Origin of the sequence: Methylococcus geothermalis, assembly GCF_012769535.1 — a bacterium.
Classification (GTDB): domain Bacteria; phylum Pseudomonadota; class Gammaproteobacteria; order Methylococcales; family Methylococcaceae; genus Methylococcus; species Methylococcus geothermalis.
Window position 1 is genome coordinate 2564355 of record NZ_CP046565.1, and the last position, 13936, is coordinate 2578290.

Consider the following 13936-nt stretch of genomic DNA (forward strand, 5'->3'; position numbering starts at 1 on the left):
ATACTGAATTCAAGACCAATATGCCAAATTTCGATTCTACCGTATTAGGCGACTTTGTCCCGGTACAGTTTTCCAAGCCGGTCCCTCAACGTATCTCGCTGGAATTGTCAGCTTTCGGCTTTGCGAAAGCCCATTGCTTGAATAACTCTATCGAGGACAAAGAAGGTTTTCGCCAAGCGTATCAAGAAGTGAAAAAACGGTTCGAGAAGTACGCGTTGTCGCCGTCTCACATCAAGCGCAGGCAATTGGTATTCTTCCCGCGCCTCACCGATATTCGGATGGTCGATGGAGAATTCGTTCTTGCCGAACCGAAACACGAGTACCTGCGTCTTTTTAAGGACAAGAGCGACCCCCGTGGTTTGGATCTTAAGAGCCGACACGAAAACTACGCCAAAGTGGTGGACGAATGTCTGAAAAAGATGTATCCACCCAAGGAAGTGAAAGCGCCGGACGATGTTATCCATGTCACCTGCTCTGGTTACGTGGCCCCCAGCCCCGTGGAACGAATGGTGGCGAGGAAAGAGTGGTTCGATACCACAGTGACCCACAGCTATCACATGGGATGTTATGGGGCCTTCCCTGCTATCAGAATGGCCCATGGATTTCTGGCCTCCTCGCATTGTGCCGCGACTCCCCCGAAGGAGCGTATTGATATCATCCATACCGAGCTCCTATCCGGCCACAACGATATTACGGATCTAAGCGCCGAAAATATCATCACGATGTCACTGTTCGCTGACGGATTTATCCGATATTCCGCACTTCCTGAGGGGGTCGCACGCGAGAAAGGTATTGCTGGTTTGAAGATACTGACCTTCCACGAACATCTTTTGCCTGACTCCGCCGACGACATGACTTGGGTGCCGGGATCCCATCAGTTTCACATGACCCTTTCGGTAATGGTTCCCGTGGTAATCAAGAATCATGTGAAACGCTTTGTAGAAGCTCTGCTGCGCCGGATTGGGGTGGACTTTGCCCACGAAAAACACACGCTCACCTTTGCTATTCATCCCGGCGGTCCAAAAATCGTCGAACACATCCAAAACGAACTTGGTCTTGACGAAGACCAAGTTGCAATCAGCAAGGAGGTATTTCTTGAAAATGGCAATATGTCTTCAGCTACTGTACCCCATATCTTAAAGTCTATTTTGGAGGAACGATCCATCAAATGCGGAACACGAGTCGTCTGCCTCGGTTTCGGACCAGGCCTCACCGTGACTGGATTGGTTTTGGAGAAACTTTGATTATGGCTGATCCAGCCAAGCTGCCCGACGACGGCAATCCCCTTCCTTTGATAGGACGGCTATACGAAATGGAGGCTTTCCGTGAAGCATCGGAGGCCATGGGAAGTTCGCTGCCGGACGCAACGGGAGAAACCGCTGGCCATTCGGAAACAATTGAGCCGCAATATGGAGCCGAGCTGCCCTTCGTCGGTCGAATAGTCGATTACGTCGCTAACAATTCGATCCTCGTCGAACGCTGGCTGGACTTGGAAGAGGACCTCCATCTCGCGGATCACGCCTTTGTGAGCGCCGAGGGAGTCAAACCGGTCTCCGCTTGCCTGCCGGTGGTGCCCATGACACTCAGCCTGGAAATGCTGGCGGAAACGGCAGCCTGCCTGGCGCCGGGTTTGGGCCTCATCGGCTTTGAAGACGTGAAAGCCACCAGCTGGATCGAGTTGGCCGACACCGACAAGCTGCGCCTGACGATTTCGGCCCGCACGCTGGAATCCGACGCGCAGGAACAATACTGCCGGATCGCAGCCGCCATCCAGGCCGAAGGCCGGAGCGGCCCCGCCATTCAGGCCCAAGTGTTGTTTGCGTCGCATTATCGTCTCGAGCTGTCTCTGAGCTTCACCGAGCTCGGCAACCCGCGCGTCCATCCTCGGGATGCCAAGGAAATCTATGCGGATCGCTACTTGTTCCACGGCCCCGTCTACCAATGCCTGACCGGGAGAATCGTACTGGGCGACCGCGGGGCTGTCGGTGAGTTGGCGGTCAAAGCGCCTACGGATTTTTTTCGATCCACGGCCCGCCCCCAGTTCCTGACGGACCCCGCGCTGCTGGACGCCGTTGGCCAGTTGATCGGTATCTGGGCGATGGAGCAGGAACGTTATGTTTTTCCCATCGGCATCGGCAAAATGGAGTTTTACCGGCCTCCGCCACCTGCCGGAACGAACGTCCCGGTGCGCATCGAAGTCACCCGGAACGAGGGCAAGACGCTGGATTGCGACGTCGAAATTCAGGATGGTGCGGGTGCCGTCTGGATGCGAATCAAGGACTGGAAAGACTGGAAATTCCGCTGGGAGCGGAGGCTCGTCGATTTCCGCCGCATGCCGACCCGCTATCTCCTGAGCAAGTCCGTGCCGCTGCCGGGGCTTGCCCAAGATGCGGTCTGCTGCACGATATCGCCCGCCGACGTCTCGGATTTCGATGCCCGGCTCCTGGCATGCTTCTACCTTCAGAGGGAAGAGACGACGGCATTTTCCGAGAAGAAGGCGCAACCCCGCCGTCAACTGCACTGGTTGCTCGGGCGCATTGCCGCGAAGGACGCCGTGCGTTCCTGGTGGGCCCGACGGCAGGGAGCGTCCGCAATGCTGCATCCCGCCGCGTTCGCCCTGCGAAATACCGAGGCAGGCCAGCCGCAGGTGGCATCCTTGCCCACGGCTCCGGGAGTCGCACCCTACATCAGCATTTCTCATTGCGAGTCCGGCGCGATCGCCGTGGCACATGGCGAACCGATCGGCGTGGATATCGAAACGATCGAGGTCCGCGATCCCGGCTTTCTCCGATCTATCGCCATCGACACCGAAACCGCATTGCTGGAGGCCTTGGACGGCGAATTTACCGACAAACCGGACGAATGGATCACACGCCTGTGGTGTGCCAAGGAGGCCACGGGAAAGCTGCTCGGTCAAGGACTGAACGGTTCCCCGCGGAACTACCAACTGAAAACCGTCAGCCCCGAGGGACGAATGCAGATCACGCATGGCGAGAGCGGCCGGCTCGTCGGGGTGCGGACTCTCAGAGATCAGGAATGCATCATCGCTTACGCCACCCCCGAACCCTGACATGCCTCCCCAACAAAACCGTGCGATCCTGCCTGAACCCGATACCAGCGGAGCCCAGACAATGACGCCCAAGGACACCACGCCCCTGGTCGAGCTTCGCCAGGTCGGAAAGGTCTACAGCCTCGGCGAACGGAGTATCACGGCGCTTCAAGCCGTCAGCCTCCGTATCTTTTCCGGCGAATTCGTCGCCATATGGGGGCCGTCGGGATCGGGCAAATCGACGCTTTGCAATCTCATCGGGATGCTCGACGTCCCCTCCTCCGGCACCGTCCAGATTCTCGGGCAGGATGTGACCATGCTCTCCGACGGAAAACGCAGCGACATCAGAAACAAAACCATAGGATTCGTATTTCAGAGCTTCAACCTGATTCCCGTACTTTCAGCCCTGGAAAACGTGATGCTGCCGTTGCAGATCGCCAAAATCCCTACGATGCAAGCGAAACAGCTCGCAAAGGAGCGGCTCGCCGAGGTGGGGTTGGCCGAACACGAGTCACAACGGCCGGCCAAACTGTCCGGCGGACAACAGCAGCGGGTCGCCATCGCCCGCGCGCTTGTCGCAAATCCTTCACTGGTGATCGCCGACGAGCCCACCGCCAATCTGGACTCCGAAAACGCCATCAAAGTGATCGAAACGATGCGGGAACTCAGCCAGAGAAACGGCACCACGTTCATCTTTTCCACCCACGACCATCGCTTGCTGGAACGCGTCGAACGTCAGCTACAGATGTGTGACGGCCAAATCATCGAAGACCGGATAGCCGAGCCGACGGAGTCCTGCCGACGAGTTCAGGTGGCACTGTGATGACTTGGCTCAAGCTCGCTGTAAGAAACCTTTTCCGCAACCGGCGCAGGTCGCTGTTCACCATCCTGGCCATTGCCCTGGGCTTTGCCGCGGTCAACGTTCTGGGAGGGTTTACCGACTACATCTTCAGTAATCTCGAGAATTCGTACATCCACGTTCAGGCCAACGGCCACCTCACGATTTTCAAGCCGGGATTCCTGAAGGAAGGAAAACTCGACCCGACCCGCTATCTATTGGACGAGGAATCCACCAAAACCATCGAAGAGATCCTGCATCACTACCCCGAGGTGTTGGTCGTTACGCCCCAACTGCATATTTCCGGACTTCTCAGCAATGGCAAGGTTTCGACCATATTCCTGGCGTCAGGGCGCATTCCCTCCGATATCCGCACCATCAACAGCCACAGCCGGGGACTCGCAAGCAAATTCCAACAGTTCACCGGCAGGCCGCTCGAAGACGACGTCGTTTACGGCGTCGGACTCAGCAGAGGCTTGGCGGAGCAGCTGAATCTGGACATCGGCGCCACGGGCGTCGCCATGGCGCCCACCGTATCAGGTCAGGTCAATGCGCTCGATGCCCAGGTATTCCAGTTATTTTCGGCCCCGATCGAGGCTCTGGATGACAAGCTCATGCTGGTTCCGCTCAAGTTTGCCCAAAGCCTTTACGACACCAGCAGCGTCGACCGCCTGATCGTGCTGCTGGAAAACACTACACAGACCGAACCGATCCGGAAACGGATGGCGCAAGATTTCAACGCTCGTGGCCTGAATCTGGAAATCAAGACATGGAACGAGCTTTCCACCTTTTATGTGAAAGTCAAGCAGATGTTCGACATCATCTTCCTTTTCACGTTTTTGATCGTATTCACGATCGTCGTGATGAGCGTCATCAACACCGTGAGCATGGCCATCATGGAACGAACCCGGGAAATCGGCACGCTGCGCGCCCTGGGACTCAAGCGCGGTGGCATCGTCGTACTGTTTGCCGCCGAAAGCCTGATGCTCGGCCTGTTCGGCTCCGCCCTGGGCGTGGTTCTCACCCTGCTGACATGGTCGGGTATCGCCTTGTTCAAACCCACCTGGGTTCCCCCCATGATCACCGGGCGGGTCCCCCTCGAAATCTACCTGGTGCCTGAATACATGGCCTTCAGCGTCATATTGCTGGGTGTCTTGTCGCTGATGGCGGCGACACTTCCGGTTAGAAAAGCGGCTCGGATGGAAATTGTAACCGCGTTAGGGCATACCTGAGAGGCAAATAAAATGAGAAGTGGATATTTGTTCCTTCTGAGTATTATTTCTTTATTTTTATCCAATGAGGGACATGCGACGCAAAGCGTTTACGATATCCTCAAGAAAGCTGATGAATCCCGAGGCAATGTCGTTGGCATTTCCTGGGAGGTTGTCATAGAATCGATTGAGGCAGATCGCACCACAGATACCGTCGTGTACAACATCAAAGCACGCGGATTCGATATATCGGGCCTGAGTCTGGAACCACCAAAATATAAAGGCAACAAGGTCCTTATGACAAATAACAACATGTGGTTCTACAAGCCAGGACTGAGCAAACCCATACCCATTGCGCAGAGACAAAAGCTCATGGGTAACGCAGCCTATGGCGACATCGCGTCCACAAATTATGCTGAAGACTACGAACCCGCCGCTCTTCCTGACGAGATCGTCGACGGCGAAGATTGCTATGTCTTCGATCTCAAGAGCAAGAGTGATAAAACGACCTATGACAAGATCAAGTACTGGGTATCCAAGAAGCGTCTCGTCGGGATTAAGGCCGACTACTACACAGTCTCAGGGAAGAAATTCAAGACAGCCAATATGGAATATTCAAATACCGTGAAGGTTGATGGAAAGACCAGGCCGTTTATTTCCAAGATCACCATGCGTGACACGCTTATTAACGAGAATGTAACCTATATGAATATGAACAAGCCGCGGCTGGAGCCGCTCCCGGATTACATATTCAACCTCAATCTCTTCATGAAATGAAACCGCATCGCTGGATTGTCTTTTCGTCGCTGATCGCTATCTCGCTTGGCACGGCAAACGCGAGTGACGAGCCGAGTTCGACGTCCAGCCTTCCCGAGGAAGAGTCTCTTTATGACGAGATCGAACGCGGATTCTACTCCCGAGTGAACGTGCTGGCCTTTGGTATTACGCAGCAACCTGCCGATCCGTCGGCCCTGAACACGAACAATGTCTTGGGTATCTCCAGATATCAGGCAGTCCTCAACCCACGCATCGATCTCAATCTCGATTTCCAACGACTGGAATTATCGGTAAAGGAACGGTTCCTCTATGTTTGGCAGCGCTGGGAAGAAGGCCTTCCCTCGGGGCGGGAAGACAGCACGGCGCAGTTTTACCTCAACGAAGGATTCGCACGTTATCGCCTTCTGGATGACCTCTTCGTTTCCTTCGGCCGGGAAAACCTCCAATGGGGACCTTCGGTGCTCCTCTCTTCCTCCAACCCGTTCAACCCCCAGAACGGGCGGAACAATCCCCGCGTGGAAGTCCCAGGCCTCGACTACGCCCGCGCCGTATGGGTACCGGATTCAAACTGGTCGGTGTCGTTTATCGCCAACACCAGTCCGGGAAGGCTCTTCAGTGCGAAACTCTTCGGTCTGGATCAAACCTCGTTCATCGGCCCTGCAACCAATGTCGAAGGCAGACGCTTTGAACAAAGCTACGCCCTCAAGACAGATTTTACGGGAGACGGAAAGTACTTTTCCCTTATTCCCACCTACCGGAACCAGAACGGCTATCAGGTCGGATACTTAGGCGGCTGGAATGTCTCCGACGCACTTCTTCTGTATTCCGAAGGCTCGGCAGGCGAGCAGCGGGATTTCGAGGTGCAAATCGGCACCTCCTATACCTTCGAGGAAGGCGAAACTGTTAACCTTGAGTATTATCATAATGAAAATGGATGTCTGCTCGACAACATAAGGAGCTGTTTCACCACGCGCCAGATCACCTATAGGGACGTTTATTATCGACAGGATTACCTGATGGGACAGTTCACGGACAACAAGATCATCGGCGACTTGAACCTGAACCTCCGCTGGATCCATGACATCAACGACCAATCGAATCAGATTATAGGAATATTCGAATACGAAGCGAACAGAAATACGCTGCTCTATGTGATCGCCAACGGCTACACGGGCGGGTCGAAAAGTGAATTCGGCAGTCTGCTCAACTACTCTCTCTTCGTCGGTGCGGGGTATACATTTTAAGCGTACGATTCACTGGTCTGCGAATAGTAAACTGGATGTGATCAGTCTGCGCCGATTCGCTTCGAAAAATCCTGGCCAAGGATGCTCGGCTTCCATGCCATTAGGTTTGTTAATTTTGAGTCATTACAATAGATTAGAAGCCAAGAATCCGCACCTGATTGCATGATTTTTCAGCAACCAAGTCCTGTTTTTGCCGCGGGCCACCACGATCCGGGGAACCAATCGATCAGGTAGCCATGGCAAAGGGGGTCTCTATTCTGTCTGAAATGAGGTCATTCTCAGCGCTCCGCGCAGGGTTCTCCCTTCCGCCCTGTCGGAAGATGGGTTCATGCCAGGGATTCGCCTTTCGATCGGTCTCATCCCGAAGCCACCTCCCGCAGATGCAGGACGACCTCGTCGGCCAAGTCGCGGATCGCCGACGCCTTGGCGTCGAGCCGTTGGCGCATCCAGCACTGCCGGGGACCTTGGACAGCCCCAAGGCTTCATGGAAGAAGCGGTCTTGCCGAAACGCCTCGATCGCTTCGAAGTCGCTCTTGCCCAGGCTCAACAACCCCACCACGCTCTTGACGATGTTGCAAGCTGCGCATGCCTTGCGATACCAGGAGCTTCGGGTCGATCACCGCCTCTACCTGCGCCGCCTGACAGCATTGGCCGATCAACGCCCGGCCAGCCGTCCAGAATACGAGGTCAGTTGAAGCTTGCCGGATTGCTTGACTTCAAAGTGCGCCATGGTCGCTTGGGTGAGGTTGAAGTGCGCTCAATGAGTTCATTAAATCAATGCGTTGGATTGTTATTTCGGGATCATGAACACGGATTCAGGGATACGTTGTCATGCTCATGGCAATGTACCTCCATCTCGGACCGTATTCCCGTTACGTCATCGGCGCGATCGACCGGCGGATCGAGGAACTTGATCGTGAGGCGCTGGCCAAGAGACAGCTTCGCTATCAATCAAGCATACTGACCAAGGTTTGAACGATCCTGCCGGGGTATAAGTTCATAAGTTCAATAGCGGCGAGGCTGCGGAATCGAATCTTGCCCGGTTGCGGCTGCCGGCCTTGCGTCAAACATCCTCGCCCAAAAAACCGCCGCTCTGATGCGCCCAAAGACGGGCGTAGAGGCCTCCTTCCGCAAGCAGGCTCCGGTGGCTGCCTTCCTCCACGATCCGGCCCTGGTCCAGGACGATGATCCGGTCCATGGCGGCGAGCGTGGACAGGCGGTGCGCAATCGCCACCACGGTCTTGCCCGCCATCAGCCGGTACAGGCTGGACTGGATGGCGACCTCCACTTCCGAATCGAGGGCGCTGGTGGCTTCATCCAGCATCAGGATCGGCGCGTCCTTGAGCATCACCCGGGCGATGGCGATCCGCTGCCGCTGGCCGCCGGAGAGCTTGACGCCGCGTTCGCCCACGTGGGCATCGTAGCCCTTGCGGCCCTGGAGATCGGCCAGGCCGAGGATGAAGCCGTGTGCTTCCGCCTTTTCGGCCGCGGCCATCATGGCGCCCTCATCGGCATCCGGCCTGCCGTAGGTGAGGTTGTCGCGCACCGAGCGGTGCAAGAGCGATGTGTCCTGGGTCACCATGCCGATCTGTGCCCTCAGGCTGTCCTGCGTCACTTTCGCGATGTTCTGGCCATCGATCAGGATGCGGCCGCTATCGGCGTCGTAGAACCGCAGCAACAGGTTGACCAAGGTGGATTTCCCCGCGCCGGAGCGGCCGACCAGGCCGATTTTTTCACCGGGGCGGATATGCAGCGAGAAATCCCGGAATACCGGCGCGCCGCCGCCATAGGCGAAGCCGACGGATTCGAAACGGATATCGCCGCGGCTCACTTGGAGTGTCTTCGCATCGGGGCGGTCGGTCACCGCGTGGCCCTTCGACAAGGTGTTCATGCCGTCCTGCACGGTCCCGATATGCTCGAACAGCGCAGCCATCTCCCACATGACCCAGTGGGAGATGCCGTTGAGGCGCAAGGCCATCGCCGTGGCCGCTGCGACCGCGCCGATTCCCACCATACCCTGGGTCCAGAGCCACAGCGCCGCGCCGGCGGTGCTGGCGATCAGCGACATGCTGAGGGAATGGTTGACGATTTCGAAGCCGCTGATCAGGCGGCTCTGCCGGTACACCGTCGCCAGGAATTCGTTCATCGCGCCGCGGGCAAACTCGGCCTCGCGCCGCGCGTGGGAAAACAGCTTGACCGTGGCGATATTGGTGTAGGCGTCGGTGATGCGCCCGGTCATCAGCGAGCGCGCGTCCGCCTGCTGGGCCGCCACCCGGCCCAGCCGGGGCACGAAGAATCTGAGCATGGCGAGGTACAGCAGCACCCACCCCAGGAACGGCAAAAGCAACAGACGGTCGAACCCGGCGGCCACCAGACTCATGGTCGTGAAGTAGATGACGACGAAGACCAGCATGTCGGTGACGATGAGCACGGTGTCGCGCACGGCGAGCGCGGTCTGCATCACCTTGGCCGCCACCCGCCCGGCGAACTCGTCCTGATGGAAGCTCATGCTCTGGGCCAGCATCAGCCGGTGGAAATTCCAGCGCAGCCGCATCGGGAAGTTTCCGGCCAGCGTCTGGTGCTTGATCATCGTCTGCAGCGCGATGACCAGGGGACTGGCCAGCAGCACGCCCGCCAGCAGAAGCAAATGCTTGCGTTCGTCGATCCAGAACCGGTCCGGCGGGATTTGGCTGAGCCAGTCGACGATATTGCCCAGCATGCTGAACAGCAGCGCTTCGAACACGCCGATGCCGGCCGTCAGCAGCATCATGCCCGCGATGAAACCGCGCAACCCCGCCGTGCAGGCCCAGAGGAAGGCAAACAGGCCTGGCGGCGGATGGGGCGGCAACGCCTCGGGATAGGGATGGAGCAGTTTCTCGAACAAGCGCAGCACGGCTCTCAAAAGCGGTAATGATGTGTGGAAAGAGAAGGTCTCCGGTCGACTGGCGTGCCGTCTCACCCGGGTCCCGGGGGCCGAATGGCTTCGACGAGCGGCGGCGGCCTACATCGTCTTCTTCAGCAGCGGCTTCAGCGCATCGAGCGAACGGGTATTCAGCACGTCGCCCTTCTCCAGCCAGCCGCGCCGCGCCTGGCCGACGCCGAAGCGCAGATGGTCGAAATCCAGGACGCTGTGGGCATCGGAGTTGACGCTGACCAGCACCCCTTCGGCCTTGGCCGCCTGACAGTAGGTGTCGAGCAGATCGAGCCGTTCGGGATGGGCGTTCAGCTCCAGGTAGCAGCCCCGTTCCTTGGCCTTGCGGATGATGCGCGGCATGTCCACGTCGTAAGGCTCGCGCCGCTCGATGAGCCTGCCGCTGGGATGGGCCAGGAGGGTGAAATGCGGGTGATCCATGGCTTTCAGGATGCGCTCGGTCTGCCTGGCGCGCGACAGCTCGAAACGGCTGTGGACCGCCCCGACCACCAGATCGAGCCGCCCCAGCAGTTCGTCGGGCAAGTCCAGCCGGCCGTCTTCCAGGATGTCGACCTCGATGCCCTTGAGCAGGGTGATGCCCCGCAGCTCGCCGTTGAGCCGGTCGATCTCGTCGATCTGCTGCGCCAGGCGCAGCGGGTCGAGACCGTGGGCGACGGTCAGCCGGCGCGAATGTTCGGTGATGGCCAGGTATTCGAAGCCCCGCTGGCGGGCGGCTTCGGCCATTTCCCGGAGAGTGTTGTGGCCGTCCGTGGCCCGTGTGTGGACGTGGAGATCGCCTCTGAGGTCGCCCAGTTCCACCAGTTTCGGCAAGCGCCCTGCCCTGGCCGCCTCGATCTCGCCCCGATCCTCCCTCAGCTCCGGCGGAATGAAGGGCAGCCCCACCGCCCGGAACACCGATTCCTCGGTCTCGCCGCCGATGCGTTCCTTCCCCTCGAACACCCCATATTCGTTGATCTTCAGACCCCGCTCCTGCCCCAGCCGGCGGACGGCGATGTTGTGCGCCTTGCTGCCGGTGAAGTAGTGCAGGGCTGCGCCGTAACTTTCCGGCTCGACCACCCGGAGATCGACCTGGAGCTTGCAGCCGAGCACGACGCTGCCGCGGGTGGAACCGTGCGAGAGCACCTCCGCCACCTCGTCGTAGGCGGTGAAGCGCTCCATCACCGGGCTGTCCGGCCCGGCGGTGACCAGGATGTCGATATCGCCCACGGTCTCCCGCGCCCGGCGGTAGCTGCCCGCCACCACCACGTCGTGCACGCCGGGCACGGCGCGCAGCCAGGCGGCCAGCGGCTCGGCGTACTGGGCGGCGGTGGCCAGCTTGAAACGTCCCGCCCCGCCGGCCTGAGCAGCCAGGGATTCGGCGATGCGGCTTTCCGTCTTCTCGCCGAAGCCGGCCAGGGACCGGATGCGGTGATCGCGGACCGCGCGCTGCAGCTGCTCGACGGTGTGGATGTCGAGTTCATGGTAGAGGGCCTTCACCCGTTTCGGCCCCAATCCGGGGATTTTGAGCAGTTCGGTGATGGCCGGCGGCAGCTTCTTGTGGAGCTTGTCCAGCGCCGCGCACCGGCCGGTCTCGGCGATCTCCCGTATCTTGCCGGCGAGGTCGTCGCCGATGCCGGGCAGCTCGGTCAGATCCTCGCCCTCGTGCAGCATGGCCCTCACGTCCCGACCCAGCTCCTGCAGGGTGCGCGCGGCATTGCGGTAGGCCCGCACCCGGAACACGTTGGCGCCCTCGATCTCCAGCAGGTCGGCGATTTCCTCGAAGATGGCGGCGATATCGGCATTATGGATGGGCATGGCACACTCCCGCTGGATTTCCACGGATTCGGACGAGGCCGGTCCCGTTCTCCGCCGGCCGGACATCCACCCGCGCCAGCCCGAAGCGCTCCACGACCCAGGCATGGGTGGTCAGGTGCGGACTGATGCGCTCGACGCTGAACAAAGACTCCTCCGGGCACAAGGCGGCGGGCAGGACGATCTGGTCGGCCAGATGCTGCTCCAGGGCCGCGCCGGAACGATAGTGGGCCAGCAGCGCCACACAGGCTTCCTCGGCGACCCGTTCGGCAGGCTTGCCTCTTCGTCCCAGCGCCGTGAAACCGGCCAGGCAATGATCGTAGCGGGCGGTCAGGAACAAGCCCGCACCGGCACAGGCCGCTTGCAGTACGGCCGGTTCAATGGCGGCGGCAATGCCCGCTTCCGCCAGGACCGCCCGGGCTCGGGCGGCCATGCGTTCCGGAATGTGGGCCGGCAGATTGGCCGCCAGGGCCCGCCCGGTGACCGATTGCAGGACGCCGCGGTCCTCCACGCGCAAGGCTCGCAGAGTTCGGCGGCCTCCTTGCACCGTCAGCGTCACCTCCCCCTTGCCGACGGGATACCAGCCGGACCGGATCAGCGACAGCTCGGCCCGCAGGCCCATGCGGGCCAGAGTCGGCAGCCAGACGTCGAGGACGTAGTCGAAGGCTGGGCTCATCGGCACATGGGTGCCGCCGCTCAGACTGACCGTCGAGGTGCCCTCGGCCAGGGCCAGCGGCAGCAGGACGGTCTGCAGCACCAGCATCACAGCGCCTGCGCTGCCGCCTTCGCGGGCATCCCCCACGTCCAGCGCATAATCGCCCGCCCGCACGGGCCTGCACGGAACGAACTCCAGTGTCTGCGAGCCGAGCTCGGCGCCCTCGATCCGGGCGTCGCAGAGCATGGCCACCGCCCTCACCGCGGTGAGATGCTGCGGCGCCAGCCCTGGCTTCGGGCGGCGGGCACGGATGTTCTCCAGGCGCACCGCTCTGCCGGTCAATGCCGCCAGACTCAAGGCGCTGCGAAGAATCTGCCCGCCACCTTCGCCGTGAGAACCATCGATGCGGAGCAATGCCATCTCATTCCCGTTCCGGCCGGTACCCGCCTTCGCCGGTCAACGGCACGAAAGCCACGGGCAGCACGCTGCAGGTCTCGATTTCGCCCTGGGCGTTCTTGTCCACCGTCATCAACTCTTGATGGTGGTAAGGCAGGCCGACCGGAATCACCATGCGTCCCCCCGGTTTGAGCTGTTCGATCAAAAGGTCGGGAAGGTAGGGCGCCGCCGCGGTGACGATGATGCCGTCGTAAGGCGCGTGTTCGGGCCAGCCGAAATAGCCGTCGCCGATGCGGACTTCCACGTTGCGGTAGCCGAGCTTCTTCAGCCTTTCGGCCGCCAGTTCGGCCAGTTCCGGAATGATCTCGATGGTATAGACCTGCTTCACCAGCCGCGACAGGATCGCCGCCTGATAGCCGGAACCGGCGCCGATTTCGAGGATGACCGAGTCCTCCCTCGGATTCAGAAGATCGGTCATCAGCGCGACGATGAAGGGCTGGGAGATGGTCTGGCCGCAGCCGATGGGGACCGGCCCGTTGTCGAAAGCGAACGGCACCCGGTCGGGGGGCACGAAGCGATTTCGCGGAACCTTGCGCATGGCTTTCATCACGCCGGGCGACAGCGTGCTGCGGCCGGTGAGATGGCGCGTCAGCGCGACCTCCGCCTCGAGGTCTCGCATCATCTGGGACAGACTCATCGCCCATGCCTCGCTTCGGGTGGGGATAATGCTGGACAATATAACCCTTTTCCCCAGCCTGGCGGTCGAAGGCCCGTTGGAAACCTCGATCAACGACGGGCGCAGCCATGGGCGGCGCAGGCCATGCCGGAGACTCCGCCGTTCTTGGTGAGCCGTTCCGCTATCGGCCAGCAGCGAACTGACCACGACGCTTGCCGATGGCACGCCATTTCCACCGCCGCCCTGTGAACAAGCCGACGGCCAGGGCGCCACGACCCATACGAGACATCTTTTTTCCCGTTCGTCTCCCGCGCGAAATCGGAAAGAAACCCTTGCCTTGCCATGCTCGTGCTCCCGAGTTTTCATG

At 59.8% G+C, this 13936-nt stretch carries 11 protein-coding genes and 1 pseudogene; 7 read left to right on the forward strand and 5 right to left on the reverse strand.

The genetic code is table 11. The features are described from left to right. Positions 1-20 precede the first annotated feature (20 nt). From GNH96_RS11880 to GNH96_RS11905, 6 genes are read left to right on the forward strand one after another with little or no spacing between them, the layout of a single operon-like run. A complete protein-coding gene (locus GNH96_RS11880) occupies positions 21-1244 on the forward strand; it encodes a 3-oxoacyl-[acyl-carrier-protein] synthase III C-terminal domain-containing protein (RefSeq protein WP_169603873.1) in 1224 nt (407 codons plus the stop codon). A 2-nt stretch (positions 1245-1246) separates the two neighbouring features. Next, positions 1247-3070, forward strand: a complete 1824-nt coding sequence (locus tag GNH96_RS11885) for a polyketide synthase dehydratase domain-containing protein (protein WP_169603874.1) — start codon at positions 1247-1249, stop codon at positions 3068-3070. Continuing rightward, positions 2988-3872, forward strand: coding sequence for an ABC transporter ATP-binding protein (locus GNH96_RS11890; RefSeq protein WP_223163412.1), 885 nt, complete (start codon positions 2988-2990; stop codon positions 3870-3872). Before GNH96_RS11885 ends, GNH96_RS11890 begins: the two co-directional genes overlap by 83 nt. Beyond that, positions 3872-5119 carry an ABC transporter permease gene (locus tag GNH96_RS11895; protein ID WP_223163413.1) on the forward strand — a complete coding sequence of 416 codons (1248 nt, stop codon included), beginning with the start codon at positions 3872-3874 and terminating at the stop codon, positions 5117-5119. Before GNH96_RS11890 ends, GNH96_RS11895 begins: the two co-directional genes overlap by 1 nt. A 27-nt stretch (positions 5120-5146) precedes the next feature. Next, complete coding sequence (locus GNH96_RS11900) at positions 5147-5875, forward strand: outer membrane lipoprotein-sorting protein (RefSeq protein ID WP_223163414.1); 729 nt, start codon at positions 5147-5149, stop codon at positions 5873-5875. After that, a complete protein-coding gene (locus GNH96_RS11905; protein WP_169603877.1) occupies positions 5872-7119 on the forward strand; it encodes a hypothetical protein in 1248 nt (415 codons plus the stop codon). The genes GNH96_RS11900 and GNH96_RS11905 overlap by 4 nt, the downstream gene beginning before the upstream one ends. Before the next feature lie 371 nt (positions 7120-7490). Here the strand turns inward: GNH96_RS11905 and GNH96_RS11910 are convergent. Further along, positions 7491-7849: pseudogene (locus GNH96_RS11910) on the reverse strand (IS1380 family transposase); the annotation flags it as partial. Positions 7850-7950: 101 nt separating this feature from the next. Between GNH96_RS11910 and GNH96_RS11915 the strand changes: the two are divergent. Continuing rightward, the gene (locus GNH96_RS11915) at positions 7951-8094 is read left to right on the forward strand and encodes a hypothetical protein (protein ID WP_169603878.1); all 144 of its coding nucleotides are present in this window, start codon (positions 7951-7953) and stop codon (positions 8092-8094) included. 88 nt (positions 8095-8182) lie between these two features. On the opposite strand, the gene GNH96_RS11920 is transcribed toward GNH96_RS11915, so the two are convergent. From GNH96_RS11920 to GNH96_RS11935, 4 genes are all read right to left on the reverse strand, one after another. Next, positions 8183-10012: an ABC transporter ATP-binding protein gene (locus tag GNH96_RS11920; RefSeq protein ID WP_169603879.1), complete on the reverse strand. Its 1830-nt coding sequence runs from the start codon at positions 10010-10012 to the stop codon at positions 8183-8185. 108 nt (positions 10013-10120) lie between these two features. Then, positions 10121-11845, reverse strand: coding sequence for a DNA polymerase/3'-5' exonuclease PolX (gene polX, locus GNH96_RS11925; protein ID WP_169603880.1), 1725 nt, complete (start codon positions 11843-11845; stop codon positions 10121-10123). Then, a complete protein-coding gene (gene rtcA, locus GNH96_RS11930) occupies positions 11832-12917 on the reverse strand; it encodes an RNA 3'-terminal phosphate cyclase (RefSeq protein ID WP_169603881.1) in 1086 nt (361 codons plus the stop codon). The genes polX and rtcA overlap by 14 nt, the downstream gene beginning before the upstream one ends. 1 nt (position 12918) lies before the next feature. Then, positions 12919-13590 carry a protein-L-isoaspartate(D-aspartate) O-methyltransferase gene (locus tag GNH96_RS11935; protein WP_169603882.1) on the reverse strand — a complete coding sequence of 224 codons (672 nt, stop codon included), beginning with the start codon at positions 13588-13590 and terminating at the stop codon, positions 12919-12921. Positions 13591-13936 lie beyond the last annotated feature (346 nt).